The organism is Streptosporangium sp. NPDC006007 (assembly GCF_040614315.1).
In the GTDB taxonomy this organism is placed as follows: Bacteria; Actinomycetota; Actinomycetes; order Streptosporangiales; family Streptosporangiaceae; genus Streptosporangium.
This window is the reverse complement of the sequence record NZ_JBEXUG010000001.1, coordinates 269,186-294,319: the sequence shown is the minus strand read 5'-3', so window position 1 is coordinate 294,319 and position 25,134 is coordinate 269,186. Positions and strand designations below refer to the sequence as shown.

Below are 25,134 nucleotides of genomic sequence, written 5' to 3'. Positions count from 1 at the left end.
GACCACAGCCACGACGTCGGATCACCACAGATCACCACGGCCCATACATCAAGCGTCACCAGTCACACGCCCGCTGTCAGGAGATCCAAGAAACGGCTCCTAACCGTCTCGTCGTGAACGGGGTCCTTCCACGGGGCTCACCGCGGAAAGCCCCTGGATGAGACGGTCTTTCCCGCTCTGATCCGGCCGCCCGGCCCTTCTCGATCGACCGGGTACGCGCCGTCAATCCCCCGCCGGGCGCCGGAACAGCGCGGCCAGGAGGAAGGGGACACCGAAGACCGGTCCGCCGGCCGGTTGCTCCTCCATGTGGCGCACCTCGATCTCGGTGAGGTCGGAGAAGATCCAGCGCAGTGCGCCGGGCGTGTAGGCCAGGCCGCCGTGCAGACGACCTTCGCGGTAGAACTCCTCGTCGGGCAGTTCGGAACCCACGCCGCCGGCGGCGAAGCAGGTGAGGGCGAGGTGACCGCCGGGGGCGAGTACCCGGTCCAGCAGGTCCCGGTAGCTCACCCGGCGGTGCGGTGGCAGGTGGTGAAGACAGCCGGAGTCATAGACCAGGTCGTACCGGCCGAGCGCCGATCCGGCGGTGAAGGCGTCGCCGCAGTGGAAGCGGACGTCGGCGCCCACCTCACGAGCCCGCTCCTCCCCCCAGGCCACGGCGACGGGAGAGAGGTCGACGGCATCCACCTCGAAGCCGAGCGAGGCGAGATGGATGGCGTTGCGACCCTGCCCGCAGCCCAGGTCCAGGGCACGCCCCGGAGCGAGCAGTCCTCGCTCCAGGTAGGACACCAGACTCTCGTCCGGCTTGGTCACGAAGAAGGGAACCGGCTTTGAGCGGTCGGCGTAGAAACGGTCCCACCACGTCGAGGCGTCCCGCGTCCATTGGTCCGCGTCCGATGCGAACAGCCGATCCAGCAGGCCTAGAACATCATCCATTGTGCGGATAGTCCGGTCCACTCAGAACCTCCCCCGGCGGTGACCGTCCCTTCTGATCTTAGGCGCCTCCAGCACATCAGCGCCGGCCGGATGACCTCTCCCTCCCCCTCGGGGGCGGCGGAGAAGGCCGCGCAGGCGGCCTTCCGGCACTTTCCGGGACCGCCACGCAGATGACTCCGGACGCGCGCTCCCCACTCGGCGACGCTCCTGTGAGGGGCGGCCGCGGGCATCTCAGTATCGCCTCAGGACCTGATTCGCGCGGGCCGGGGTGTGTTCTTGGTCACAGCGGATACGCGACCCTCATCGGAGTTTCCGCTCCAGTGAGCAGTCCCCGCATCTCTCACCGCCCGGGACGCGGTAGTACAGGCAGCAGCTTCGCCGTCGGAACGCCAGATCCGGCCCGGTGAACTCGCCGGTGCCGCGTAGCGCCGCGGTGTCGAGCAGCCGTTCGGCGAGCTGGGTGAGGGGCCCGCGCAGATCGGGGCGGGCTCGCAGGAGGACGTGCGCCGCCCCGGCCAGGGCGGATCCCGCGTTGCCGCGTAGCAGGCCCGGGGCGATCTTGACCCGCAGCCCGGCGGCCAGCACGGCCAGGTGCTCGTCCATGACCAGGCGGTAGACGGTCTGGACGAGGTCCTCGCCCTCGGGCGCGTACCAGCCGCGGGCCGCGGGCAGCCGCAGAGCGGGCCCGTGCGCCTGCTGCCACAGATCTCCGAGGTCGGGGACGACGCCGTACACCAGGACGCAGCCCAGTACGGGAGACCACAGGCGGGCGGCGTGGCCGAGTTGGACGACGGAGGCGGCGACGCGGTGCTCGGCTGTGCCGTATGGGGCCACACGACCGGCAACCAGATGCGGGAGCCCTTCCGCGTAGGCCTCCGTGACGGGCCGCCAGACGCCGTCGGCCTCGCCTACGGCGAGGGTGAAGAAGGTGCCCAGGCCGGTGAGGCCGGCCAGCGCGGCGGCGACGGCTTCGGGCGGGGCGGGGCGCAGGCGGGTCATGTCAGATCTCCCGGGAGCACGCTGATCTGTGGGACGCCGGTGTGAGGGTGCGGGCCCACCTCGGCGTCCACGCGGTAGACCTCGGCCAGCAGGTCCGCGGTGAGCACCTGGGCGGGCGGACCAGCCGCGACCAGGCGGCCGGCGTCCATGACGCAGATCCGGTCGCAGAACGCCGCGGCCAGATTGAGGTCGTGCAGCGCGACGACGGCGGTCACACCGAGCCTGCGGACCAGTCGCAGGGCGTCCAGCTGGTGGCGCAGGTCGAGGTGGTTGGTCGGCTCGTCCAGCACCATCGTCCCGGTCCGCTGTGCCAGGGCGCGGGCGATGAGGACACGCTGCTTCTCGCCGCCGGACAGCCGGTCGAAGGGCGCGTGGGCGAGGCCGGCGACGTCCAGTGTCCCCAGCGCGCCCATGACGATGCGCCGGTCTTCGGAGTCGTCGCCCTGGAACGCCCGTTTGCAGGGGGTGCGGCCCATGGCGGCCACGTCGTACGCGGTCAGCTCGAACTCGCCGGGCGCCTCCTGCAGGACGGCGGCCAGCCGCCGGGCCAGCCGTCTGCCGGTCATCCGCCAGACGTCCTCACCGTCCAGCGTCACCCGCCCCGACGTGGGGCGCAGCGCCCGGTAGAAGGTGCGCAGCAGGGTGGACTTCCCCGCCCCGTTGGGGCCGACGAGCGCGACGACCTCGCCCGGGGCGACCTCCAGGGAGACGTTCCACACCAGGGCCCGGCCGTCGACGACCACGCCGACGTTGTCGGCCCGCAGCACGGCGGGCCCGTCCGCCGCCGTCATCGGGCCGCCCCGCGCCGCATCAGCCACAGGAAGAACGGGCCTCCGGTCAGGGCGGTCAGGATACCGATCGGGATCTCCTCCGGGGTGATCACGCTGCGCGCGGCCAGATCCGCGGCGACCAGGAAGGCCGCGCCCAGCAGGGCGACGGCGGGCAGCCCGCGCCGGTGGTCGGCGCCGACCAGCAGGCGCACCACGTGCGGCAGCATCAGCCCCACGAACCCGATGGAGCCGCTGACCGCGACGATCGTGCCGATCATCAGGGCGACCAGCGCGAACAGCGCGCCGCGGAAGCGGTGCACGTTCAGTCCCAGGGCGGCGGCGGCCTCCTCCCCCGCCAGCAGCAGGTTGAGTGGGCGGCTGAGGCCCAGCAGCACGCCGGTGCCGAGCAGGACCGCCGCGGCGGGGATCCAGACAAGGTCCCAGGTGGTGCCGGCCAGGCCGCCCAGCATCCAGCGCAGCGCCGACTCGGTCTTGCGCGGGTCGCCCGAGGTGATGATCAGGTAGCCGGCGACGGCCGAGAGGACCTCGGCCGTGGCGACCCCGGACAGCACCAGCCGTACGGTGGTCATCCGCCCCCCGGCGCGGGCCAGGAAGTAGACCAGCACGAGCGCCAGGAAAGCGCCGGCGAAGGCGGCCAGCGGCAGCGTGAACGCACCGATCAGCGAGACGTTGAAGACCATGACGACGACCGCGCCGACCGTCGCGCCCGAGGACACCCCGAGCAGCATCGGATCGGCCAGCGGATTGCGTACCAGCGCCTGCAGGGCCATCCCGCACACCGACAGCCCCGCGCCCACCACGCCGCAGAGCAGGATGCGAGGAACGCGGACGTCCATCACGATCGTCTCCCTGACCGGCGTCCAGGTGGGCTCGGCCAGAGGCGCGTACAGCCGGTGCAGCAGAATGGCCCACACCTCACCGAGCGGCAGGCGCACCGAGCCGACCGCGATCCCTGCCGTGGCGGCCATCGTCACGGCGACCGCGAGCGCCGCCAGGACCAGCGTGTACGGCACACGCCCGCGGCCACCGGCGGCCGTGACCACCGGCGGCCGGGAGGTGGCGATCTTGGTCACGCGAAGCGGTCCGGGTGGATCTGACGGGCCAGCGACTCCACGCCGGAGGGCACCCGCACGCCGAGCACCGCCGACGACAGCGGCAGCACCGCGAACCGCCGGTTTTTGATCGCGGGTACGTCCTTGAGCGCCGGGTTGGCGAGCAGGAACCTCTTCTTGTCCTCCAGGGGCTCGTCGCCGTAGTCATAGATGACGATCACTTCGGGCGCCCGCTCCGCGACCTGCTCGAAGGAGACGTCTCCGAAGGACTTGGGAAGGTCACCGAACAGGTTCGTCCCACCGGCCAACTTGATCATCTCGTTGCCGATACCGGCTCCGCCCGCGGTGAAAGCGGTCTTTTCGCCGCTGTCGTAGACGAACACCTTAAGCGGGCCGGCCCCGTCGATCTTCTTCTTGACGCCGTCCAGCACACCGCGCATCGCGGTGATCTGCCGCTCGGCGCGGTCGGGCACACCGAAGATCCTGCCGATCGCCCGGATCTCGTCCTCGGCCCGGGTCACGGTCACCGGGCCGGTCGGGCATCCCTCGACGTTGACGTGGGAGTCGATCCCCGCCCTGGCCAGGACGGCCCGGCCACGTCCCTCCTTCTCGTCGAAGGCGCTGTTGAACCCGCCGTAGACGAAGTCGGGCTCGACCGACAGCAGCGCCTCGTAGGAGGGGTACTCCTTGGCGAGCACCTTGATCCCCCTGTAGGCGGCCCCGTACTCGGGAAGGATCCTGTCGTCGAGGTAGGCGGTCGCCACCATCGACCTCTCCAGCCCCAGGGCGAGCATGATCTCGGTGGCGTGCTGGTTGAGCGCCACCGCCCGCCGCGGTGGCCTCTGGAAGGTGGTCGTCACACCGCAGTTGGTCACGGTGAGGGGGAAGCCCGCGACGGCCGAACCGGTGGAGGACGAGCTCGCGGCAGGAGAGGCGCCGGGTTGCGTACCGGTTCCGCAGCCGGTCACCAGCAGGGCGGAGGCGAGGAGCAGGAGGAGGGGAAGCGAGCGTCGGCTCGTCATGAACGAGGTCCTTTCACCCACGGGCCGAACCCGATGAGCGGGGCGGGGGGGCCGGATCATCGAAAGAGGCTCATGACGCGCGCAGCCCGAAGGACCTCATGCCGGATGGGCGACATGGCGATCACCGCTCCTCTCTTGGGGAGATCCGCCCCAATTTCTGCGAGGAGGCGACCGCGTGAGTCTCCTGGCTCTCGGGTCGACGCTCGTCCCGGCCTTCCCACCCGTCATCCGGGCAGTGGCCTGTTCGGGATCCGCTCACCGATCACAGTGGCGGGACCGCACCGGATTCACACCGGTTTCCTCGATCCGCCGTCGCCTACGAGCACATCGTCTCACAGGCAAAGACAGGATCACAGGCGGGCAAAACCACGAATTCCGCACCACCACCAGAGAACCTCACCGACGTCGACCTCCGGATCCGCGCCCCGGCCGGGTCTCCTCGTCTCGTTATACGGCCTCGCGCTCCGTCTGCCTCCGAGTCCGTACCGCGGGCGCGGAGGGCGAACAGGACGGTCAGCGCGACAGGCGGCGCACATCTCCGGGCTTGACCGCGACGATACGGCCCCCTTCGCCCCGGCCGCGTCTGCGCCAGGCCGGCTTTCGGTGGGTGCCGCCGAAGAGGTTCGCCATGGCCTGGGCGAAGTCCTTGAGCGCCTGCTCCTGCGCGGGCGACGGCCGAAGCCGGAAGCGGGACACGCCGATCAACCTACCGAGCCCACCGACAGAACCAGGAGATCACCGTGCCTGACCGTGCCGCGTTTCCTCCCCGCCCCGAAGGACGGGGCATCCACGCTGGAGGTGGCTGGTGAATGGGCTGGGAAACCGGTCGGGCCGGAGCTCACCATCCGGAAACCGTTCCACCGTCACCGAGGCCGGCTCGATCCCCAGCACCCCGGCGACAGAATCGGCCAGCGGGCGATTGGCCGTCCCCGCCACGATCCGCAGAGTCGCCCCGGTTCACCTCCGCTCGCGGCGGGGCGTCAGGCCGGTCGCGTCTCCGTTCCCACCGGCTTGACCGGCTGCGCGGGTCACGGGCTTGCGCAGATCACCTCCACGAAGTGGCCGATCCTCTCCTCGGGCAGGTGGCGGGCCAGATCGGCCTCACTGATCAGCCCGACGAGCCGATGCTCGTCGATCACCGGCAGGCGGCGGATCCGGTGCTCCTCCATCGTGTGGAGCACCTGCTGGACGTCCGCGCCCGCCTCGATGGTGACCGGCTTGCCCTGTGCCAGCTCCCCCGCTGTGACCACGTTCGGGTCGTCTCCGGTGGCGACGCACTTGAGCACGATGTCCCGGTCGGTGATGATGCCGTGGAGCCTGTCGTCGTCGCCGCAGATCGGCAACGCGCCCACATCGAGTTCGCGCATACGCCGCGCGGCGAAGGTGAGGTTCTGGTGCTCACCGACGCACTCGACGCCTGGATGCATGATGTCCCGCGCTGTCGTCACAATTATCCCCTTTCGGGTGATTCATCTGCTTTTAGGGTATTTACCCTCCCGGCTTCGTCCCTACCGGCATGACGATGAAGGGCCGCCGCGACCGGTGAGTACGGCCTTCGCGTCCGGCCCGCCGGATCCCGGGATCGGCCGGTGGCCGCTCCGGACGAGATCGCCTACCTGACGGGAATCCCTCGCCGGGCAGAGCCCGGTCGCAGGCGAGGCCGCGTGAGATCGGAACCACCTGGACCTCCACCTGGCCGTGGCCGACCTGACGGACCCCGGGTTTCGGGGCGGCCCCCAAGTCCGTCGCCCCGCATCGGCCCGGAAGGTCTCGCGGGGGCGGCTGCGGGTCAACGCGCATCCGGCCGCTCGGCATCTCCCCCGGAGCGGCCCGGCGGGCGCCGCCCCCCGATGAGACGGCAGACTCTCCTACGTGAAGCGAATCCTCATCATCGGCATCGGCGCGGGCGACCCGGACCATCTCACCCTCCAGGCGGTCAAGGCCATCGGCCGGGCCGACGCGTTCCTCGTCCTCGACAAGGGCGAGGCCAAGCACGACCTGATCCGGCTCCGCCAGAACATGATCGAGGCGCACGCCCGCGCGCCGTACCGCCTGGTGGAGGCCCGTGACCCCGAACGGGACCGCACCACCCCGGCCTACGCCGCCGCCGTCGAGGAGTGGCGGTCGAGGCGCGCCGACCTGTACGAGGCGTTCGTCCGCGACGAACTCGGCGACGACGAGACCGGCGCGATCCTCGTCTGGGGCGACCCGGGGCTGTACGACAGCACACTGGCCGGCGTCGAGGAGGTCGCGGAGCGCGGCACGGTCGCCTTCGAGTACGACGTCGTCGCGGGCATCACCAGCGTGTCCGCCCTGACCGCCCGGCACCGCACCGGCCTGAACAGGGTGGGCGGGGCCGTGCACATCACCACGGGGCGACGTCTGGCGCGGGAGGGACCCGCCGCGGCCGACGACGTCGTCGTCATGCTCGACGCGCACTGCGCCTTCGCCGGCCTGGGCGAGGAGTTCCACATCTACTGGGGCGCCTACCTCGGCACCCCCGACGAACTCCTGGTGGCCGGGCCGGTGCCCGAGGTCGCCGGCCGCATCCGCGAGCTCCGCGCCGAAGCCCGCGAGCGCAAAGGCTGGATCATGGACACGTACCTGCTGCGACGCGTCTCACCGAAGCCCTCATAACGGCCCCGGTGCCCCCGATGGCGTGCGCGAGAACGGCAGCGGATACGCGAAACCGCCTCAGCGCCCTCACCCGCAGGACGGCCGCGCCCCTCTCGATCATCAGGCCGCGGTCACAGACGCTGTGGCCCGCGACGCTGTGGCCGCCACCGCGCACCGCCGTCAGCAGACCGTACTCGCGGGCCAGATCGACGGCGTCGACGACGTCCGCGGCACCCGGCATCTCATGACGAGAGCGGGCCGGCGGTCGATCAGCCCGTTCTGGACCGCTCGCACCTCGTCGTAGCCGTCGTCCCCCTGCGCGATCACAGGATCGTGGAAGGTCGCCTGGAGTTCTGCGAGCTTCGCGTCGTCCAGCGTGGCGGTCTCATCGGAGAGCGCCTCGGCCTCGATCGGCATCGGCTCCTCCCTCCTGCCCGGCGGGCACCTCCAGAGACGGAGGCGGTCACGTCCACCCACATGGCGAGAGGCGTGGCACCCCCTCGCCGAGAGGCGGGCACACGGCGCGCATGGAGGCCACAGGCGGAGCGTGCCGACACACCACCGCCCGCGGACCTGTGGGGGCCGCCGTGGGGAGTCTCTCGTGGCGGCGTCTCGGAATGTGCCCCCTCCCGTCAGGTCGCCCGAGCCGCCCGTCGCACCCCGGCCTTGAACCGCCGCCCCGGCACCATCCGATCCAATGTAAAGAAAAATAGACATTACGTCTGCGTTGCTTTACATTCAGGGTTACCAGCACGATCCGGCTCCTCCGCTTCGCTTGCGGCGAGATGACCCGGACGGAGCCGGCGGACCATATCGGCGTGACCCGCCAGACCGGCATCGCCGTCTCCAGGACCGCCGCCCCGCCCCCGGAGACGGCCTTCCGGATCACGCGGACGTTCGGCGCCCCACCCGACAACGTGAGGAGACCTCATGAAAGCGATCGTTCAGGAGACCTACGGCTCGGCCGACGTGCTGGAGCTCAGGGACATCGACCCGCCGACGGCCGGGGACGACGACGTGCTCATCCGGGTGCGCGCGGCCGGCGTCGACGCGGGCGTCGTGCACCTCATGACGGGCCTGCCGTACCTGCTGCGCCTGTTCGGCTACGGGCTGCGCGCGCCCAGGGTCCGGGTACGGGGCGTCGAGGTGGCGGGGCGCGTGGAGGCGGTCGGGCGCGACGTCACCCGCTTCCAGCCGGGTGACGAGGTGTTCGGCACCTGCGGGGGCGCCTTCGCCGAGTACGCCCGCGGCCGGCAGGACAGGTTCGCGCACAAGCCGGCCCGTCTCACCTTCGAGCAGGCGGCGGCCGTACCGGTGTCCGCGCTGACGGCCCTGCAGGGCCTTCGCGACCGGGGGGCGGTCCAGCCGGGACAGAAGGTGCTGGTCATCGGGGCCGGAGGCGGAGTGGGGACGTTCGCGGTGCAACTGGCCAAGGAGTTCGGCGCGGAGGTCACCGGCGTCTGCGGTACGGACAAGGCGGACCTGGTCCGCTCGATCGGCGCCGACCACGTCATCGACTACACACGCGAGGACTTCGCGAGCCGGCCACCCCGCTACGACCTCATCCTCGACATCGCGGGCAACAGCCCGCTGTCCCGTCTGCGGCGGGCCCTCACCCCCCGCGGGACCCTCGTCATCATGGGCGGAGAGGGAGGCGGGAGGTGGCTCGGCGGTGTGGACCGTCAACTGCGGGCGATGCTGCTGGCGCCCTTCGTGGGGCACAGGCTGCTCACGCTCATGTCCGCCCCGCGCGAGGAGGACCTGCGCCTCCTGGCCGAACTGATCGAGGACGGCAAGGTCACGCCGATCATCGGCAGAACGTACTCGCTGAGCGATGTCCCCGACGCCGTCCGCTACATGGCCGAGGGTCATGCGCGAGGCAAGGTCGTCATCACCCTGTGAGGCGCACCACGGCGAACAGGAGGGCGGCCCTGGCCGTCCGTGCTCGGCGGGCCGGCACCGGCCGGGCGCTGACCACGAGCCCGCCCGGACAGGCACCCGCCGAGAGCACGGTCACGAACCATCCCGCCGCACCGGGGTCCGGTCCGTAGTCGCTCACCCGGCCGCGACCAGGCCGACGACGACCCCGGCGAGCGAGAGCGCCGTGAGCAGACAGCCGAAGACCACGGCGGCGCGGCGCCCCCGCCGTACCCGGAAAACGTGAAGGAGCACGTAGGGCAGGAAACCGAACACCCCCACCCCCAAAAAGGGCAGCGTGAGCGCGGCGAGAAGGCCGGCGGTGCCGGCCGGGACGGCCCGGTCGCCCTCGGGGGTGAGCTGAGCGGGTCCGACGTCTCCGGTACTGGAGTCGGGCGAGGCCGCCACCGGCACCGCGTCACCGCCGCCGTCGGGCGCGAACACGCCCCTGCAGTCGTAGCGCCCCCGGCCCAGCGACTCACACGAGACGACCGTGAGGACGCCGGGGGTGCCGACCCTCCCGGTCGCGAGCTTGAGCCCGTCCACCGAGAAGACCAGGGGTATCAGGCCCAGCCCCACCCAGCAGATCAGCAGGACCGTCATGCCGATGGGCCCCGGGGTGCGTCCAGGACCCGGAGCCGGTCCGGGCTGAAAGGCGTCGGCGAGGTTCTCCAGCGCGTCACTCATGGGCACAGCATGGACCGGGCGACTTGTGGCCCACCTGCTCACGACTTGTGACGGACCGCCCGGGCCTGCGCCTCGGCGGCCTCCAGCTCGGCGGCCTCCTCCGGGGTGGGAGCGGTGCCCCCGAGGTGGCGGGGCTGCCACCAGGCGCCCGGCGGGATCTCCGGGTAGGTCCGCTGCGCCCGGTCCAGCAGCTCGGCCATCCGCCCGCGCAGCTCGGCGGTGACGGCGTCGTAGTCGTCGCCGCGCTTGGGGTGCAGCGGCTCGCCGACCAGGATGGTGATCGGGACGTGCCGCTGGAGGAGCCTCTTGGGACGGCCCTTGGTCCACAACCGCTGGGTGCCCCACAGGGCGACCGGGACCAGCGGCACCTTGGCGGCGACGGCCATCCGGACCGCGCCGTTCTTGATCTCCTTGATCGTGAAGGACTGGCTGATCGTGGCCTCGGCGAACACCCCCACGACCTCCCCGGCCTTGAGCGCCTTCAGCGCCGCGCCGAACGCCGAGGCGCCCGCCGCGCGATCCACCGGGATGTGGTGCATGCCGCGCATCAACGGACCGGAGATCCGATGGTCGAAGACCTCCTTCTTCGCCATGAAACGCACCAGGCGCTTGGCGGGCCGCGCGGCCAGGCCGGCGAAGATGAAGTCCAGGTAGCTGATGTGGTTGCTGGCCAGCACCGCTCCGCCGGTCCACGGGATCCGGTCCGCGCCCTCAATGCGGACCTTGAGGTCCAGCGCGCGGAACAGGGTCAGCGCCGCCCCGATGACCGGGGGGTACACGATCTCAGCCATGGCTGAACCGTACCCCAGCCGCCCGTCTCCCTCAGCCCCCGAGATAGGGGCCGCCTCGCCTTCCGCTGTCCAGGACGCCGGGTGCCGAGGTCGACGGCGCGCCCTCCGTGGAGGGCACGGCCGCGGCGGTGGTGTCGGCGAGCGCGGGAACCCTCGGGACAGCTCCAGCCCGCCACCGCGGACCACCCGGGACCCGCCTCCCCTACTTGTGGCGGAAGTAGACGAACAGGCGGCCGTGGTTCTTGGAGTCCTTGTCGATGCGGTGGTAGAGGGCCTTGATCTCCTTCTGCTCCAGGAAGCGCAGGACCTTCTTCTTGAGCTGACCGGATCCCTTGCCGGGGATGATCTCGACCTCGGTGGCCTTCTTCCTGATGGCCTCGTCGATGACGCCCCGCAGCGCCTTGTCGATCTCACCGCCGCGATTGAAGATCGGGTGCAGATCCAGTTTCAACTTCACGAGCCCAACCCTCTCATTCCCCTCCCCCCGCGGGCGAGCCCCCTCGTGGCCGGTACCCGCACGGCCGTCCGGCACGGCCGGCCCGACGCCGGCCGTACGGCGTCGGCGGTACGGCCGGCGCCGATCTCCACGGTCCGGGCACCGGAGAGACCAGGTAATTAAATCTGACCACTTCCGACGAAAAATGTGGCAATTTCCTGATCTAGGCAAATAAAAAAGGCTTAGTTAGGCTCCCTGACATGATCGGCCACCTTTGCAGGTGGCCGTTCTCTCGTCACCCAACGGGGAGGGCCGAGTCCTCCTCAGCCATGCCCCGATTCGGGCATGCCCGGGTGACCTGGCACCTCCCGGTCGTGTGGCGCGGTCATGCGTCCCTACAGGGAGGTCTCGTTGTCAAGCAAGTCCCGTTTAGCAAGGGTCAACCGCCTGGCGATATTCGCCGCCGGCGTCGGGCTCGTCGCGGCGATGGCGCCGCCGGCGAGCGCGGACCCGACCCCCACCCCGACCCCCGCCCCGGCGGCCGGGAAGTGGACGGCGACCCCGCTGACCGGTGGGGAGCTGGTACAGGGCGCCAAGTCACCGACCGGCAGGCTCGCCCAGAGCGACCAGGCGCTGCTGAAGTCCACCTCGGGCGCGACCGTCGGCGTGATGGTCAAACTCGACTACGACTCATACGCCGCCTATCAGGGCGAGCTCAAGGGCCTGCCCGCCACGAGCCCCGCCAAGACCGGTAGGTCGCTCGATGTGGAGAGCGCCGACGCCAAGAAATACGAAAAGCACATCGAGGACGTGGAGGACACCTTCCTCGCCGAACTCGCCAGGAACGTGCCGGGCGCGAAGGCCGGGCAGCGGTTACGGACCGTCTACGGCGGCATCGCGCTGCGCATCCCCGCCAACAAGGCCGCCGCGCTGCTGAAGCTGCCGGGAGTGGCCGCCGTCCAGGAGGACAGGCCCGAACAGCTCCTGACCGACTCCAGCGCCTCCTTCATCGGGGCGCCGGCGATCTACAGCAGGCTGGGCGGCAGCTCCTCCTCGGGCAAGGGCGTAGTGGTCGGCGTCCTGGACTCCGGCGCCTGGCCGGAGCACCCCCAGTTCGCCGACCCCGGCACGCTGCCCGCCGTACCGCCCACCAAGGACGGCACCCCGCGCGTCTGTGACTTCGGGGACAACCCGCTGACCTCGGCGGCCGACCCGTTCGCCTGCAACCGGAAGCTGATCGGCGGCGCGCCGTTCCTGGAGACCTACAACTCCGTCTACCCGGGGGAGACGTACCCGGACAGCGCCCGTGACTCCAACGGCCACGGCACGCACACCGCGACCACCTCGGCCGGCGGCCCGGTGGCCGACGCCAACCCGCTCGGCATCGGCCGCGGCCCGATCCACGGCATCGCCCCCGCGGCACACGTGTCGGTCTACAAGGTCTGCGGCGAGCAGGGCTGCTTCCCCTCCGACTCGGCGCAGGCGGTGGGCCGGGCGATCCTGGACGGCGTCCGTGTGATCAACTTCTCCATCTCCGGCGGCAGCTCCCCCTACAGCGACCCGGTGGAGCTGGCCTTCCTCGACGCCTACGCGGCCGGGGTGCTCGTGTCGACCTCGGCGGGCAACTCGGGGCCCGGCGCCTCGACCGTCAACCACGTCAGCCCGTGGGTGACCACGGTGGCCGCCTCCACGCAGAGCCGGACGTTCCAGTCCACGATCACGCTGACCGGCACGGGCGGCGCGACCACCACCGTCAAGGGCGCCTCCATCACGGCCGGTGTCGCCTCGCCGCTGCCGGTGGTCCTCGCCTCGGCCCCGCCGTACTCCAACGCGCTCTGCGCCGGCCCGGCACCGGCCGGCCTGTTCACCGGCAAGATCGTCGTCTGTGAGCGCGGCCCCAACCGCGTGCTCAAGGGCCACAACGTGCTTCAGGGCGGCGCGGCGGGCATGATCCTCCTCAACACCACCCCGCTCGACGTGATGACCGACAACCACTGGGTCCCGGCGGTCCACACCGACAAGCCGGAGACCGACGCGCTGCTGGCCTTCCTGTCCGCCAACCCCGGCGCGACCGCCACGTTCACCCAGGGGGCCAAGGCCGCCTGGCAGGGCGACGTGATCACCACGTTCTCCTCTCGCGGCCCGGGCGGGGACTTCCTCAAGCCGGACGTCACCGCGCCCGGCCTGCATATCCTGGCCGGGCAGACCCCCACGCTGGAGGGTCCGGCCGGCGGCCCGCAGGGCAACCTTTATCAGGTCATCTCGGGCACCTCGATGTCGTCGCCGCACGTCGCGGGCGCCGCCGCCCTGGTGTTCGCGCTGCACCCCGACTGGACTCCGGGCCAGGTCAAGTCCGCGTTGGAGACCACGGCCAAGACCTCGGTCACCAAACAGGACCGCGTCACCCCCGCCGACCCCTTCGATCTGGGCGGCGGCCGTATCGACCTGACCAAGGCGGGCGATCCCGGCCTGACCCTGAACGAGACGGCGGAGAACTTCACCGCCTCGGCGAACGACGAGCTGAACCGGGTCGACCTCAACCTGCCGTCGGTGAACGCCCCGATCATGCCGGGTCTCATCACGGCCAAGCGGACCTTCACCAACGTCACCGGCCGGACGCTCACCTACCGGGCCGCCGGCACCACCGTGAGCGGGGCGAGCATCGCGGTGCTGCCACCGGTGTTCAGCGTCAGGCCGGGCAAGACCGCCAAGGTCACCGTGATGATCACCGCACCCGACCTGCCGGACGGGCAGTACTTCGGTCAGGTGAACCTCAAGCAGGTGGGCGGCGGGCGCGACCTGCACCTGCCTGTGGCGTTCTTCCGCAAGGAGGGCGCGGTCCCGATCGAGCAGACCTGCACGCCGGCCACCATCCCGAAGGGGACCGGCGAGGCCGTCTGCACGGTCGGCGTGCGGAACGACACCCTCACCGACGCCGAGGTGACGGCGGTCAGCACGCTGAACGGCAAGCTGCGGCTGACCGGCGTGACCGGGGCCACGAAGGTGGGCTCGCAGGTGGCGACGGCCAAGGCCACCCTGGTGGCCAGGCGGCCCGACCGGCCGGGCATCACCCCGGGGACCGGCCCCGCACCCTACCTGCCGCTCGACACCTTCGGCATCCAGCCGACGCCGATCGGCGACGAGCAGGCGCTTAACTTCACCGTTCCCGCGTTCACGTACGCGGGCAAGACCTACACCCGGATCGGCATCGTCTCCAACGGCTACACGGTGGCGGGAGGCACCTCGGGCTCGGCCGACATCAACGCCACGCCTCAGCCCCTGCCGGATCCGTCCGCCCCGAACAACGTGCTCGCCCCCTACTGGACCGACCTGGACGGCACCGGCGCGCCGGGCGTCTACACCGGCACGCTGAGCGACGGCGTGAACAGGTGGCTCGTCGTCGAATGGCGGCTCAACGTCTACGGGACGACGGACGTCAAGGTGTTCCAGCAGTGGATCGGGCTCAACGGGGCCGAGGACGTCACCTACACCTACGACCCGAACCGGCTGCCCGGTGACGCGCCGGCGATCTACGGCCTGACCGTCGGCGCCGAGAACGACGAGGGTACGGCCGGCGGCCGGATCGCCGGGGCGCCGGCCGGGGACCTGCGGGTGGTCAGCACGCCCGGCGCCCCCGGCGGCAGCCTGAACTACACACTGAAGGTCAAGGGCGTGGGCTCGGGAACCGGAACGGTGACAACCGGAACGTCGACACCGCAGGTGAAGGGCGTCACCATCGAGGTCGACAAGATAACCGTGCAGTAGAAGACCCGGGGAAACCCGGAAAAACCCATGGGGCCCGGCACCGTCGCCGGGCCCCACCGGGGGCTCAGCGGTGGAGGTAGTCGACCAGGTGGGCCCTCTCGGTCTCCAGGGTCTCGATGGCGCTCTTGATCACGTCACCGATGCTCACGATGCCGATCAGCCGGTCGCCGGACACGACCGGGACGTGCCGGATGCGGTGCGTGGTCATGGTCTGGCGCAGGTCGTCGACGTTGACGCCCGGTGAACAGGTGCGGACCTCCGTCGTCATGATGGAGGAGACGGGGGCGTTCAGCGCGTCCGCGCCGCGAGCGTGGAGCCGCCGCACGATGTCGCGCTCGGAGACGATGCCCAGAATCGACGAGCCGTCCTCGGAGACCACCACGGCACCGATGTTCCTGTCGGCCAGTATGGCCAGCAGTTCGGTCACCGTCGCCCTGGGATGGACGGTCTCCACATCCGAGCCTTTGGTCTGCAGAATCGTACCGATCAGCATCAAGACCACCTCGGTTCAGCCTGGCTGGGGGTATCCCTATTCTTTGCCCCGTCAGGGCCCTCTCTAAGCACAGACAAGGACAAAAGCGGTAATCGCAATGTTACACACAGTAATGGGGCGCGCCGAGAGAGTGTCCGGGGTTTTGCGGAGGCGGGATCTCGCGTGCGTCCCGGAGGCTCGGCGCCACCGGGCCCATAGCCCCGGGACCGCTCCACGGCTCACCCGGAGGGATGCGAGCCCAACCCGGCACGAGTAATGTGTGAAATACTACACACCTCCGTTCCCGGGGACACGATGACCGAGAAGCTCAACACCGGCAGCCACGACCTGCCGGTCTCCGACGCCCTCGCCGCGTTCATGCGCACCGGCTGGGCCGATACCCACCGTGACGATCTGACCGCCCTGCCGCTTGCCACATACACCGCCAAGCGCCGGGCCGCGCTCGCCGCGCGCTTCCCCGGCGAACGGCTGATCATCCCGTCCGGCACGCTGAAGGTCCGCAGCAACGACACCGACTACCGGTTCCGGGCGCACAGCGCGTTCACCTACCTCACGGGGGACCAGGAGCCGGACAACGTCCTGGTCGTCGAGCCGTCAGGGTCCGCCACGCTGTTCCTGCGCCCGCGCTCGCAGCGTTCCGCGCCGGGACGGGCCGGCCAGGAGTTCTACCGGGACCGCCGCTACGGCGAGTTCTGGGTGGGCCGCCGCCCCGACCTGGCCGAGGCCGAGGCGCTCTACCTGATCGACTGCGCGGCGATCGACAGGATCGACGAGGCGCTCAAGGGGCCGGCCCGGGTGCTGCGCGGGGTGGACCCCTCGGTGGACGCCCTGGTCACCTCCTACGACGGCGGTCCGGAGAAGGACGAGGAGCTGGCCGTCTTCCTGTCCGAGATGCGGCTGATCAAGGACGAGTGGGAGGTCGCCGAGCTCCAGTTCTCGGTGGACGCCACCACACGCGGGTTCGAGGACGTGGTGCGGGCGCTGCCCGCCGCCCTGGCCCACCGGCGGGGCGAGCGGTACCTCGAAGGGGTCTTCGGCCTCCGCTCCCGGCTGGAGGGCAACTCGGTCGGCTACGACAGCATCGTGGCCTCCGGCGCGCACGCGTGCGTGCTGCACTGGATCCGCAACGACGGCCGGCTGAACGAGAACGAGCTGCTGCTGCTCGACGCGGGCGTGGAGACCGACAACCTCTACACCGCCGACATCACCAGGACGCTGCCGCTGTCCGGGCGCTTCAGCCCGATCCAGCGCCAGGTCTACGAGCTGGTCTACGAGGCCCAGAGCGCGGCGATCGCCACGCTGCGGCCGGGCGCGAGATTCCGCGACTTCCACCGGGCGGCCATGCGGGTCATCGCCGAGGGGCTCTACGACTGGGGCGTGCTCAAGATCGGCCCCGACGAGGCCATGGAGGCCGGCAGCGGCCTGTACCGCCGATACACCATCTGCAGCAGCGGTCACATGCTCGGCATCGACCTGCACGACTGCGCCAAGGCCCGCGCGGAGACCTACCTGGACGGCGTGCTGGCCGAAGGACAGGTGCTCACCGTCGAGCCCGGTCTCTACCTCCAGCCGGACGACCTGACGCTCCCGCCGGAACTGCGCGGCATCGGCGTGCGGATCGAGGACGACCTCGTCATCACCGCCGACGGCGCCCGTCTGATGTCGGCCGGGCTGCCCCGTCACCCCGACGAGATCGAGGGCTGGATGAACGCGATCTCCTCCTGACCGGCGGTCTCCCTCCGGCCGCTCCCTCCCGACCCTCCTGACAGCCCCGGACCACTCCGCGCCCGCCCGGCTTCGGCCCGGCCGGGCGCGGGACCGGACCGCCCCACCCGCGCCCCGGCCCCACCCCGAGCCAACTCCTGGAACCGGGACCCCCGCCCGCCCCACGCGCGGCCCGGCCCCACCGGAGTTCCGAACGCCCCAGCCGCCCCGGTGACGTGGTCCGGGCCGGAACGGCGGCGACCGGATCAGGACGCGGGCCCTCATCCGGGGCCCCGGCGGACGAGATAAGACCCGCCCCGCCCCCACAGGCCCGCCTGGTCCGCATAACCTAGGCGGATGCGCGATTGCCTGGTGCTGGCCGGCCCGACCGACGAGATCTACTCCCCCTCCGCGCTGGATCTGCTGACCGACGCCGAGCGCGGACGCGCGGCGAAATTCCTCCACGAGGACCACCGCCGTGACTTCATCGCGGCCCACCTCCTCGTACGGCGTTGCGCGGCCCAGGCCATCGGCGTTCCGGAAGACCGGCTCACGCTGCTGCAGCACTGCGGCCGATGCGGTCCCGGGCACGGCAGGCCGTATCTCGCGGAGGCCCCGGAACTTGGGGTCAGCCTCAGCCATAGCCGAGGCTATGTCTGCGCGGCGGCCGGCCCCGGACGGGTCGGGGTGGACGCCGAGCACGTCCCCGCGGGCCCGCTGAAGGAGTCCCTGGCCGCGCAGACGCTCTCCCCCGCCGAACGCGCCCTGGTCACCGGCAACGAGGCTCTGATCCGGTTCTGGGTACGCAAGGAGGCGCTCATCAAACGCGGTGAGCTGACCCTGGACGACCTGCACACGACAGACCTGTCCGCGCTCCCTCTCACCGGCCTGCGGGAGGCGGACGGCCCCCGCCGCCTGGAGTGGGAAGGCAGGCATCTGCTGGAGTGGCGGACCGACTCGGGCGTGGCGGCCTGCGCCGTCACCGACCGTCCGGCCGCGCTGGCCCGATCCGCCGGAAGCCGGGCGGACCGCCCGGTTCGCCGGACCTGCGACGAGGGCGTCACCCCTGCCTGAGGTAGGTTTTGATCTATGAGCCGGGAGCGAGCGCGACACGGCAGGGGAACGACCGGCCGGCCGGAGCTCCCGCGCCGCGAATCGGGCCGCGAGTGGCGAATGAGGAATGGTGACACCACCAGTGAACAACGGGGAGCCCCGCTGGCTCACCTCAATGGAGCAGCGGGCCTGGCGTGCTCATCTGGCCGCGCACAAGCTTCTGGAACACCGTCTCGACCGTGAACTGCAGACCTTCGGGCTGTCGGTGAACGACTACGAAATCCTGGTCAACCTGTCGGAGAGCTCCGGCCACCGGATGCGCATGAGCGACCTGGCCGACGCCACGATCCAGTCGCGTAGCCGCCTGTCCCACCAGATCTCCCGGATGGAGGCCGCCGGGCTGGTCGCCCGGGAGACCTGCGTCGACGACCGGCGCGGCACCTTCGCCGTGCTCACCGAACACGGCTGGGACACGATCCAGAGGGTCGCGCCGCACCATGTGGCCAGCGTGCGGCAGCACTTCATCGACCTGCTGACCGACGACCAACTTCGCGAACTGGAGGCCGCCTACACCCCCGTGGTGGACCACCTCAAGAGCCTCCGCTGACGCGAAACCGATACCGGCGGCTCCTCCCTTGGTTGACCGGGCGGTCGTTACGATCCCGCCATGCCCGTTCCCCCGCCCGCCCGCCGGATCCTCGTAGCCGTGGTCGCCGCCGCGCTCTCCCTGATCACAGCGTGCGGCGGTGGTGACGTCTCCGACGGCAGGGCGGCCCTTCCCAGCGGCGCCGAACTGGTCGCCAGGTGCGCGGACGCGATGCGGGCCGTCAGGTCCGCGGCCTTCAGCATGGAGACCGAGGGCACATCGCCGTTGCCGGTCAAGAAGGCCGCCGGCCGCCTCAGCGGGACCGGCGACGCCAAGTGGACCATTCAGATCGACCTGATGGGCACCCTCCAGGAGATCAGCTTCGTCCTGATCGGTGACACCGTCCATTTCAAGGGCGCGACGGGCGGCTTTCAGAGGATGTCGCGGAGCCAGCTGGCCTCGATCTACGACCCCTCGGCCATCCTCGACCCCGGACGGGGCGTCGTGCGGCTGCTGAGCACCGCGCAGAACCCGGAGACCGAGGCCACGGAGAGGGTGGACGGCGCCGACGCCTACCGGCTCTCGGCCACGTTCTCCCAGCAGGTCCTCGCGGCGATGGTCCCCGGCCTCAAGCAGAGCGTGGACGGCAGGCTCTGGATCGACAGGGCCACCGGCCGTCTGATCAGGGCCGATCTGCCGATGACCGGCGGCGGGGTGACCGTCGCCCTCCACGACTACGACGTGCCGGCGCGGATCACCGCGCCGGCGGAGTGAGGCGAGATCTTCCTGCCGGCCTCCGCCCTGTGCGCGGTGGGAGCCCTGCTCCCGCTGTCACTCCCGCGACGGGCCGAAAACCCCGGGAACCCCGAAAGCCCCGAGCCCTCCGGACACGCCGGCCGGACGGGCCTTCGGCGAAGACGGCGGACGGCCCGGCGCGGGCCGGGCCGTCCGCCGGGGGTAGCTACTTCTTCTTCTGGTTCTTCTGGGACTGCCGCTTCTCCCGGATCTTCATCGTGACCTCGATGGGAGAGCCGGCGAAGCCGAACTCCTCGCGGATCCGGCGCTCGATGAAGCGGCGGTAGGTCTCCTCAAGGAAGCCCGAGGTGAACAGCACGAACCTGGGCGGCTCGGTCGTCGCCTGGGTGGCGAAGAGGATCTTGGGCTGCTTGCCACCCCGGACCGGGGGCGGAGTGGCCGCCACCAGGTCGGTGAGGAAGGCGTTGAGGCGGGCGGTGGGCACCCGGGTGGCCCAGGAGTCCAGCGCCTTCTCCAAGGCCGGGACAAGCCGGTCCACGTGCCAGCCGGTCTTCGCCGAGATGTTGACCCGCAGTGCCCACGGCACGCGGATGAGCTGGCGGTCGATCTCCTTCTCCAGGTAGTGCCGGCGGTCCTCGTCGAGGAGGTCCCACTTGTTGAACGCCACCACCATGGCACGACCGGAGTCGATCACCAGGGAGATGATCCGCAGGTCCTGCTCGGTCAGCACCTCGCTGGCGTCGATGAGCACGACCGCCACCTCCGACCGCTCCAGGGCGGCCCGGGTGCGCATGCTCGCGTAGAAGTCGGCGCCCTTCAGCTCCCGGTCACGCCGGCGGATGCCCGCGGTGTCCACGAAGCGCCAGGTCTTGCCGCCGAGCTGGATCAGCTCGTCGACCGGGTCGCGGGTGGTGCCCGCCATCGGATCGACGAGCACGCGCTCCTCACCGGCCAGCTTGTTCAGCAGGGAGGACTTGCCCACGTTGGGCTTGCCCACCAGGGCGACCCGGCGCGGGCCGCGCTCGGCGCCGAAACGCTGGGGCGGCGTCTCCGGCAGCTTGTCGAGGATCACGTCGAGCAGGTCGCCGCTGGAACGGCCGTGCAGGGCGGAGACCGGCTGCGGCTCGCCCAGGCCGAGGGCCCACAGACCGGCGGCCTCCAGCTCCATCTGCTGGTTGTCGACCTTGTTCGCCGCGAGGATGACCGGCTTCCCGGAACCGCGCAGCACGTGGCCGACGATCTCGTCGGCGTCGGTGACGCCCACCACGGCGTCCACGACGAACAGGATCACGTCGGCCAGCTCGGCCGCGACCTGCGCCTGCTCGGCGATCTTCAACGCCATGCCGGTCGCGTCGGGGTCCCAGCCGCCGGTGTCGACCACCGTGAACCGGCGGCCTCGCCAGGTGGCGTCGTAGGTGACCCGGTCACGGGTCACGCCCGGCACGTCCTCCACGACCGCCTCCCGGCGGCCGATTATCCGGTTGACCAAGGTGGACTTGCCCACGTTGGGACGGCCCACCACGGCCACGACCGGCTGCGGGTCGAAGTCGGGGCCCGCCTCCCCTGAGCCGTCACCGGTATCCGGATCGAGCAGCTCGGCCTCGATCCAGCCGTTGTCTCCGTCGTATTCCCCCGTCACGCCTTTTCCTTAATCACGCGCAGTACCTCGGCGACGACCTCTTCCAGGTTCAGCGCCGTGGTGTCCAGTTCGACGGCGTCGGCCGCCATCGCCAATGGGTCGGTCTTCCGCGTCGAGTCCAGGGTGTCACGCCTGGCCATGGCGCTTTTCTGCGCCTCCAGCGTGGTGCCGGCGAGCTCCGCCGTACGGCGGAGGGCCCGGGCGTCCGCGCTCGCGGTCAGGTAGATCTTGACCTGGGCGCCGGGCACGACCACCGTGCCGATGTCACGGCCCTCGACGACGATGTCGCCCAGACCGATGATCTCACGCTGCTCGGCCACCAGCCGGCGCCGCACCTCGGGCACCGCGCTGACCGCGGAGACGGCCGCGGTGACCTCGGAGGTGCGGATGGGCACGGCGGCGTCGACTCCGTCCACGGCCACCGACGGAGCGCCGGGGTCGGTGCCGACCGTGAGAAGGGGATCCAGCGCCCTGGCAGCGACCGCCTCGGGGTCGGAGAGGTCGACACCCCGTTGGAGCATCCACCAGGTGATCGCACGGTACATCGCCCCGGTGTCGAGATAACGCAGCCCCAGCGCCCGCGCGATCCCGCGCGACGCGCTCGACTTGCCCGACCCCGAAGGACCGTCCATGGCGACGACCAGTCCGGTCACGACGCCTCTCCCTTGCAGCCCGCTTCAGTTGTCCGTACGAGGCTACCGGGAACGACGGGGGAATCACGCATCAAGACGGCGGGCCGCCCCCGAGGACCGCCGGAGCGGGCCGCGGGGGTCGCCGGAACGGGCCCCGCGGGGAATCCCTCCGCGCCTGCCGGGAATGACCGGCCGGGTCTGGCCGGGAGCCCTCAGGGCAGGTGCCAGCCGTGGGCCCGCAGCGCCTCCGACAGCGCGGCCACCGCCTCCGGCTGCACCGACAGGTCGGCCGCGCCCAGCGGGAGACCGGGAGCGTGCTCCAGCCGGACGTCCTCGATGTTGACACCCGCGGCCTCGGCCACCTGGAACAGCCGGGCCAGCTCACCCGGACGGTCACCGATGATGACCTGGACGGTCGCGTAGACGCGTGCCGGACCGCCGTGCTTGCCGGGGATCCGGCCGGTGCCCGCCACACCCCGGTGCAGCAGCTCGGTGACGCCGCCCATGGCCGCCGGGTCGGAGGACGCACGCAGCGCGGCGGCCGCCGCCGCCAGGTCGGCCGCCACCGCCTCCAGCACCTCGGCCACCGGCAGGGCGTTGCCGGACAGGATGCCGGTCCACAGGCCCGGATCGCCGGCGGCGATGCGCGTGACGTCGCGGACCCCCTGACCGGCCAGGCCCAGCGCGGTGGCCGAGGCGTCGGCGAGCCGGGCGGCGACCGCGGAGGCGGCCACATGCGGGGCGTGCGAGATGATCGCGACGGCCCGGTCGTGCTCGGCCGCCTCGACCTCGACGGCCTCGCCGCCGCAGAGTTTGATCAGCCCGCGCAGGACCTCCACCGCCTCGGGTGAGGTCTCCTCCGTCGGGCACAGCGCCCACGGCCGCCCCAGGAACAGGTCGGCCCTGGCGGCGGCGGGCCCGGAACGCTCCCGGCCCGCGAGGGGATGCCCGGCGACATAGGTGGTCAGGTCGCAGCCGAGGGCCGCGGCCTGCTGAAGCGGAAGCGCCTTGACGCTGGCCACGTCGGTGTAGAACCGGGCCGCCCCGGCCCTCTGCAGGCCGGCGAGCCGGTCCGCGACCACGTGCGGCGGGACCGCGATGACCGCGATGTCCACGATCGTGTCCGGAGCGACGCCCGAGGCGGTGTCCGGGCTCCCCTCGGCGGGCCACTCGACGCCCGCGCCGAGCTCACGCGCCAGCCGTACGGCCGCCGCGTCACAGTCGTCCAGGAAGACGGTGACGCCCTGCTCCCGCAGGGCCAGGGCGATCGAGGTGCCGATCAGGCCGGTGCCGACGACAAGGACGCTTTCGATCCCGCTCACCCGCGCTCCTCGGACATGGTGTCGCATGACGGGTTCACTGAGCGATGTCCACGCGCAGGGCGACCGCGCCGCGCAGATAGACGTGCTGGATCTCATGACGCGGCCGATCGGTCTCCACGTGGGCCATCAGCCGCACGACGTGGGGCAACGCGCCCGGAACGTCGATCTCGGAGGCGCAGATCAGCGGGACGTCGTGGAAGCCGAGCTTGCGGGCGGCCAGGGCGGGAAACTCCGCGGTCAGGTCGGGCGTGGACGTGAAGATCACACTGATCACGTCGGCGGTGGTGAGCCTGTTACGCCCCATCACCTCGGTGACCAGCTCGGTCACCCCGGCCAGGATCGCGTCCCGGTCGTTGCCCTCCACCTGAATCGCACCGCGGATCGCCCGCACCATCGTCGCTCCTCCGTATCCTGGCACGCCGGACCGCCCATGAGGCGGCCCGGCGTGTCCCGAGCATGCCCGTGAAGGTTACAGGCCCACGGCCGCGTAGAGCTCGCCGACCTCCTTGAGGGTCAGCGTGCGGACCGTACCCGGCTTGAGGCGGCCGAGCTTGACCGGGCCGAACTCGATGCGGGCCAGGTCGATGACCGGGTGCCCGACCTCCTCCAGCATGCGGCGGACGACGTGCTTGCGGCCCTCGTGCAGAACGACCTCCACCAGCGCCTGCTGCCCGTGCTCCTGGACCAGGGTGAAGGAGTCGGCCTTGGCGATGCCGTCCTCCAGTTCGACGCCCTGCTTCAGGCGGCGGCCCAGATCGCGCTCGATCTTGCCGGGGACCTTCGCCCAGTACTTCTTCTGCACGCCGTAGCTCGGGTGGGTGAGGCGGTTGGCCAGCTCGCCGTCGTTGGTGAGCAGGATGAGACCCTCGGTCTCGGTGTCCAGGCGGCCCACGTGGAACAGCCGCTCGGTGCGGTCGGCCACGTAGTCGGCCAGGGAGGGGCGGCCGTCGGGGTCGGACATGGTGCTGACGACGCCGATCGGCTTGTTGACGGCGAGGTAGACCAGGTCGGGCATTGTCGGCAGTCGCTTGCCGTCCACGTGGATGACCTGCTTGGCCGGGTCCACCCGGGCGCCGAAGCGGCGGACCACCTGACCGTCGACCGTCACCCTGCCCTCACCGATCATCTCCTCACAGGCCCGGCGGCTGGCCACGCCCGCCTGGGCGAGGACCTTCTGCAGCCGGACGCCGTCCGGAACCTCGGTGGTGTCGCGCTCGTCGACGTAGCCGCCGTCGTAGAAGTCGGAGTCGCGGCGGGGCTGGCGGGCGGTCTTGAACCGGTCGTTCTGGATCGCACCGGGCCGGAGCTCGGCCTTCGCCGCCGGGGAGCGGCCGGCCGCGGCACCACGCCCGGTGGAGGGGCCGGTCCGCCCGCCGCCGATCGTCTGAACCTCGTCCCTGCGGGCCGTCCTGCCGAACCGGCCGCGGGAACCGCTCCCCGGCGCCTCGGTCCGGCCACGGTCCGCCCCGGACCGGCCGCGTGAGGGGTCGCGGTCGGCGCGGAAACCACCGCGGTCGTCCCGGTCGTCCCGGCGGGCGGAACCCTCGGAGCGGAAACCGCCACGGTCCTCCCCGCGAGAGGCCGCGGAGCGGAAACCGCCACGATCGTCACGGCGGGCCGGACCGGCGCGGAAACCCTCACGGTCATCCCTGCGCGGACCGTCGGAGCGGAAGCCCCCACGGTCATCCCTGCGCGGACCCTCGAAACGGGAACCGCCCTGCGAACCGGCGGCGGGCCTGCCGTACCGGCCACGCGAATCGTCACGATCATCCCTGCGCGGACCCTCGGAGCGGAAACCGCCACGATCGTCCCCGCGAGGGGCCGCGGAACGGAAGCCGCCACGCGAGGAGTCACGGTCACCGCGGAAACCACCGCGGTCGTCCCCGCGAGCCGGACCACCGGCACGGAAACCGCCGCGATCGTCGCGGCGCGGACCGTCG

General features: G+C 71.3%; 27 protein-coding genes and 1 riboswitch. Of the genes, 7 read left to right on the top strand and 20 right to left on the bottom strand.

Going from position 1 to position 25,134, the window contains the following annotated elements; genetic code table 11:
• Nucleotides 1-222: 222 nt before the first annotated feature.
• From ABZ194_RS01320 to ABZ194_RS01285, 8 genes are all read right to left on the bottom strand, one after another.
• On the bottom strand, nt 223-933 hold the full coding sequence (locus ABZ194_RS01320; protein ID WP_355590467.1) for a class I SAM-dependent methyltransferase: 711 nt from the start codon (nt 931-933) through the stop codon (nt 223-225).
• 300 nt (nt 934-1,233) lie between these two features.
• Nucleotides 1,234-1,932 carry a (2Fe-2S)-binding protein gene (locus tag ABZ194_RS01315; protein ID WP_355590464.1) on the bottom strand — a complete coding sequence of 233 codons (699 nt, stop codon included), beginning with the start codon at nt 1,930-1,932 and terminating at the stop codon, nt 1,234-1,236.
• On the bottom strand, nt 1,929-2,723 hold the full coding sequence (locus ABZ194_RS01310) for an ABC transporter ATP-binding protein (RefSeq protein WP_355590589.1): 795 nt from the start codon (nt 2,721-2,723) through the stop codon (nt 1,929-1,931). The genes ABZ194_RS01315 and ABZ194_RS01310 overlap by 4 nt, the downstream gene beginning before the upstream one ends.
• Nucleotides 2,720-3,796, bottom strand: a complete 1,077-nt coding sequence (locus tag ABZ194_RS01305) for an iron ABC transporter permease (RefSeq protein ID WP_355590461.1) — start codon at nt 3,794-3,796, stop codon at nt 2,720-2,722. The genes ABZ194_RS01310 and ABZ194_RS01305 overlap by 4 nt, the downstream gene beginning before the upstream one ends.
• Complete coding sequence (locus ABZ194_RS01300) at nt 3,793-4,797, bottom strand: ABC transporter substrate-binding protein (RefSeq protein ID WP_355590458.1); 1,005 nt, start codon at nt 4,795-4,797, stop codon at nt 3,793-3,795. Before ABZ194_RS01300 ends, ABZ194_RS01305 begins: the two co-directional genes overlap by 4 nt.
• 156 nt (nt 4,798-4,953) lie before the next feature.
• Nucleotides 4,954-5,142: riboswitch (cobalamin riboswitch) on the bottom strand.
• A gap of 168 nt (nt 5,143-5,310) precedes the next feature.
• Nucleotides 5,311-5,493: a hypothetical protein gene (locus ABZ194_RS01295; protein WP_355590455.1), complete on the bottom strand. Its 183-nt coding sequence runs from the start codon at nt 5,491-5,493 to the stop codon at nt 5,311-5,313.
• Between the two features lie 39 nt (nt 5,494-5,532).
• Entirely contained in the window at nt 5,533-5,733 is a 201-nt protein-coding gene (locus tag ABZ194_RS01290; protein ID WP_355590452.1) for a hypothetical protein, read from the bottom strand.
• A gap of 92 nt (nt 5,734-5,825) precedes the next feature.
• Nucleotides 5,826-6,245: a CBS domain-containing protein gene (locus tag ABZ194_RS01285; protein WP_355590450.1), complete on the bottom strand. Its 420-nt coding sequence runs from the start codon at nt 6,243-6,245 to the stop codon at nt 5,826-5,828.
• Between the two features lie 424 nt (nt 6,246-6,669).
• Here ABZ194_RS01285 and cobF point away from each other — a divergent pair, with 424 nt between their 5' ends.
• Entirely contained in the window at nt 6,670-7,434 is a 765-nt protein-coding gene (gene cobF, locus ABZ194_RS01280; RefSeq protein ID WP_355590447.1) for a precorrin-6A synthase (deacetylating), read from the top strand.
• Here cobF and ABZ194_RS01275 read toward each other — a convergent pair.
• Together ABZ194_RS01275 and ABZ194_RS01270 are read right to left on the bottom strand one after the other, a co-directional pair.
• On the bottom strand, nt 7,388-7,654 hold the full coding sequence (locus ABZ194_RS01275) for an FAD-binding protein (protein WP_355590444.1): 267 nt from the start codon (nt 7,652-7,654) through the stop codon (nt 7,388-7,390). The two genes, cobF and ABZ194_RS01275, sit on opposite strands and share 47 nt — an antisense overlap.
• The gene (locus ABZ194_RS01270; protein WP_355590442.1) at nt 7,594-7,830 is read right to left on the bottom strand and encodes a hypothetical protein; all 237 of its coding nucleotides are present in this window, start codon (nt 7,828-7,830) and stop codon (nt 7,594-7,596) included. The genes ABZ194_RS01275 and ABZ194_RS01270 overlap by 61 nt, the downstream gene beginning before the upstream one ends.
• Nucleotides 7,831-8,343: 513 nt before the next feature.
• Here ABZ194_RS01270 and ABZ194_RS01265 point away from each other — a divergent pair.
• A complete protein-coding gene (locus tag ABZ194_RS01265) occupies nt 8,344-9,315 on the top strand; it encodes an NAD(P)-dependent alcohol dehydrogenase (RefSeq protein ID WP_355590439.1) in 972 nt (323 codons plus the stop codon).
• On the opposite strand, the gene ABZ194_RS01260 is transcribed toward ABZ194_RS01265, so the two are convergent.
• The 4 genes from ABZ194_RS01260 to ABZ194_RS01245 form a co-directional block, all read right to left on the bottom strand.
• Complete coding sequence (locus ABZ194_RS01260) at nt 9,305-9,472, bottom strand: hypothetical protein (protein ID WP_355590436.1); 168 nt, start codon at nt 9,470-9,472, stop codon at nt 9,305-9,307. The genes ABZ194_RS01265 and ABZ194_RS01260 overlap by 11 nt on opposite strands.
• The gene (locus ABZ194_RS01255; protein ID WP_355590433.1) at nt 9,469-10,017 is read right to left on the bottom strand and encodes a hypothetical protein; all 549 of its coding nucleotides are present in this window, start codon (nt 10,015-10,017) and stop codon (nt 9,469-9,471) included. The genes ABZ194_RS01260 and ABZ194_RS01255 overlap by 4 nt, the downstream gene beginning before the upstream one ends.
• Before the next feature lie 38 nt (nt 10,018-10,055).
• A complete protein-coding gene (locus ABZ194_RS01250) occupies nt 10,056-10,808 on the bottom strand; it encodes a lysophospholipid acyltransferase family protein (RefSeq protein ID WP_355590430.1) in 753 nt (250 codons plus the stop codon).
• Nucleotides 10,809-11,010: 202 nt separating this feature from the next.
• Nucleotides 11,011-11,265 (bottom strand): Smr/MutS family protein, encoded by a 255-nt coding sequence (locus ABZ194_RS01245; RefSeq protein ID WP_355590427.1) that lies wholly within the window; start codon nt 11,263-11,265, stop codon nt 11,011-11,013.
• A gap of 390 nt (nt 11,266-11,655) precedes the next feature.
• On the opposite strand from ABZ194_RS01245, the gene ABZ194_RS01240 reads away from it, so the two are divergent.
• Complete coding sequence (locus ABZ194_RS01240; protein WP_355590425.1) at nt 11,656-15,009, top strand: S8 family serine peptidase; 3,354 nt, start codon at nt 11,656-11,658, stop codon at nt 15,007-15,009.
• A gap of 64 nt (nt 15,010-15,073) precedes the next feature.
• Here ABZ194_RS01240 and ABZ194_RS01235 read toward each other — a convergent pair whose 3' ends face one another.
• The gene (locus ABZ194_RS01235; RefSeq protein WP_355590423.1) at nt 15,074-15,502 is read right to left on the bottom strand and encodes a CBS domain-containing protein; all 429 of its coding nucleotides are present in this window, start codon (nt 15,500-15,502) and stop codon (nt 15,074-15,076) included.
• A gap of 294 nt (nt 15,503-15,796) precedes the next feature.
• Between ABZ194_RS01235 and ABZ194_RS01230 the strand changes: the two genes are divergently transcribed.
• The 4 genes from ABZ194_RS01230 to ABZ194_RS01215 all read left to right on the top strand — a co-directional run bounded on the left by ABZ194_RS01230 (nt 15,797) and on the right by ABZ194_RS01215 (nt 19,619).
• Nucleotides 15,797-17,227 (top strand): aminopeptidase P family protein, encoded by a 1,431-nt coding sequence (locus ABZ194_RS01230; RefSeq protein WP_355590420.1) that lies wholly within the window; start codon nt 15,797-15,799, stop codon nt 17,225-17,227.
• Nucleotides 17,228-17,563: 336 nt separating this feature from the next.
• Nucleotides 17,564-18,280 carry a 4'-phosphopantetheinyl transferase superfamily protein gene (locus ABZ194_RS01225; RefSeq protein ID WP_355590416.1) on the top strand — a complete coding sequence of 239 codons (717 nt, stop codon included), beginning with the start codon at nt 17,564-17,566 and terminating at the stop codon, nt 18,278-18,280.
• 109 nt (nt 18,281-18,389) lie between these two features.
• A complete protein-coding gene (locus ABZ194_RS01220; protein ID WP_355590413.1) occupies nt 18,390-18,866 on the top strand; it encodes a MarR family transcriptional regulator in 477 nt (158 codons plus the stop codon).
• Nucleotides 18,867-18,926: 60 nt separating this feature from the next.
• Complete coding sequence (locus tag ABZ194_RS01215) at nt 18,927-19,619, top strand: LppX_LprAFG lipoprotein (protein ID WP_355590410.1); 693 nt, start codon at nt 18,927-18,929, stop codon at nt 19,617-19,619.
• A 187-nt stretch (nt 19,620-19,806) separates the two neighbouring features.
• On the opposite strand, the gene der is transcribed toward ABZ194_RS01215, so the two are convergent.
• The 5 genes from der to ABZ194_RS01190 form a co-directional block, all read right to left on the bottom strand.
• Complete coding sequence (gene der, locus ABZ194_RS01210) at nt 19,807-21,195, bottom strand: ribosome biogenesis GTPase Der (RefSeq protein ID WP_355590586.1); 1,389 nt, start codon at nt 21,193-21,195, stop codon at nt 19,807-19,809.
• A 41-nt stretch (nt 21,196-21,236) separates the two neighbouring features.
• Nucleotides 21,237-21,893 (bottom strand): (d)CMP kinase, encoded by a 657-nt coding sequence (cmk, locus tag ABZ194_RS01205; RefSeq protein ID WP_355590406.1) that lies wholly within the window; start codon nt 21,891-21,893, stop codon nt 21,237-21,239.
• 191 nt (nt 21,894-22,084) lie between these two features.
• Nucleotides 22,085-23,221: a prephenate dehydrogenase gene (locus ABZ194_RS01200; RefSeq protein ID WP_355590403.1), complete on the bottom strand. Its 1,137-nt coding sequence runs from the start codon at nt 23,219-23,221 to the stop codon at nt 22,085-22,087.
• Nucleotides 23,222-23,228: 7 nt separating this feature from the next.
• A complete protein-coding gene (gene aroH, locus ABZ194_RS01195) occupies nt 23,229-23,588 on the bottom strand; it encodes a chorismate mutase (protein WP_355590400.1) in 360 nt (119 codons plus the stop codon).
• 75 nt (nt 23,589-23,663) lie between these two features.
• The coding region (locus ABZ194_RS01190; RefSeq protein WP_355590397.1) for a pseudouridine synthase at nt 23,664-25,134 on the bottom strand (1,471 nt) is incomplete at its 5' end.

What these genes read in the sequence shown, in the direction of transcription:
- ABZ194_RS01320 (WP_355590467.1), bottom strand. Translation starts at nt 933, where the DNA reads ATGGATGATGTTCTAGGCCTGCTGGATCGGCTGTTCGCATCGGACGCG.
- ABZ194_RS01270 (WP_355590442.1), bottom strand. Translation starts at nt 7,830, where the DNA reads ATGCCGATCGAGGCCGAGGCGCTCTCCGATGAGACCGCCACGCTGGAC.
- ABZ194_RS01225 (WP_355590416.1), top strand. Translation starts at nt 17,564, where the DNA reads ATGCGCGATTGCCTGGTGCTGGCCGGCCCGACCGACGAGATCTACTCC.
- ABZ194_RS01275 (WP_355590444.1), bottom strand. Translation starts at nt 7,654, where the DNA reads ATGCCGGGTGCCGCGGACGTCGTCGACGCCGTCGATCTGGCCCGCGAG.
- ABZ194_RS01230 (WP_355590420.1), top strand. Translation starts at nt 15,797, where the DNA reads ATGACCGAGAAGCTCAACACCGGCAGCCACGACCTGCCGGTCTCCGAC.
- ABZ194_RS01255 (WP_355590433.1), bottom strand. Translation starts at nt 10,017, where the DNA reads ATGAGTGACGCGCTGGAGAACCTCGCCGACGCCTTTCAGCCCGGACCG.
- ABZ194_RS01300 (WP_355590458.1), bottom strand. Translation starts at nt 4,797, where the DNA reads ATGACGAGCCGACGCTCGCTTCCCCTCCTCCTGCTCCTCGCCTCCGCC.
- aroH (WP_355590400.1), bottom strand. Translation starts at nt 23,588, where the DNA reads ATGGTGCGGGCGATCCGCGGTGCGATTCAGGTGGAGGGCAACGACCGG.
- ABZ194_RS01235 (WP_355590423.1), bottom strand. Translation starts at nt 15,502, where the DNA reads ATGCTGATCGGTACGATTCTGCAGACCAAAGGCTCGGATGTGGAGACC.
- ABZ194_RS01265 (WP_355590439.1), top strand. Translation starts at nt 8,344, where the DNA reads ATGAAAGCGATCGTTCAGGAGACCTACGGCTCGGCCGACGTGCTGGAG.
- ABZ194_RS01315 (WP_355590464.1), bottom strand. Translation starts at nt 1,932, where the DNA reads ATGACCCGCCTGCGCCCCGCCCCGCCCGAAGCCGTCGCCGCCGCGCTG.
- ABZ194_RS01215 (WP_355590410.1), top strand. Translation starts at nt 18,927, where the DNA reads ATGCCCGTTCCCCCGCCCGCCCGCCGGATCCTCGTAGCCGTGGTCGCC.
- ABZ194_RS01200 (WP_355590403.1), bottom strand. Translation starts at nt 23,221, where the DNA reads ATGCGACACCATGTCCGAGGAGCGCGGGTGAGCGGGATCGAAAGCGTC.
- ABZ194_RS01310 (WP_355590589.1), bottom strand. Translation starts at nt 2,723, where the DNA reads ATGACGGCGGCGGACGGGCCCGCCGTGCTGCGGGCCGACAACGTCGGC.
- ABZ194_RS01250 (WP_355590430.1), bottom strand. Translation starts at nt 10,808, where the DNA reads ATGGCTGAGATCGTGTACCCCCCGGTCATCGGGGCGGCGCTGACCCTG.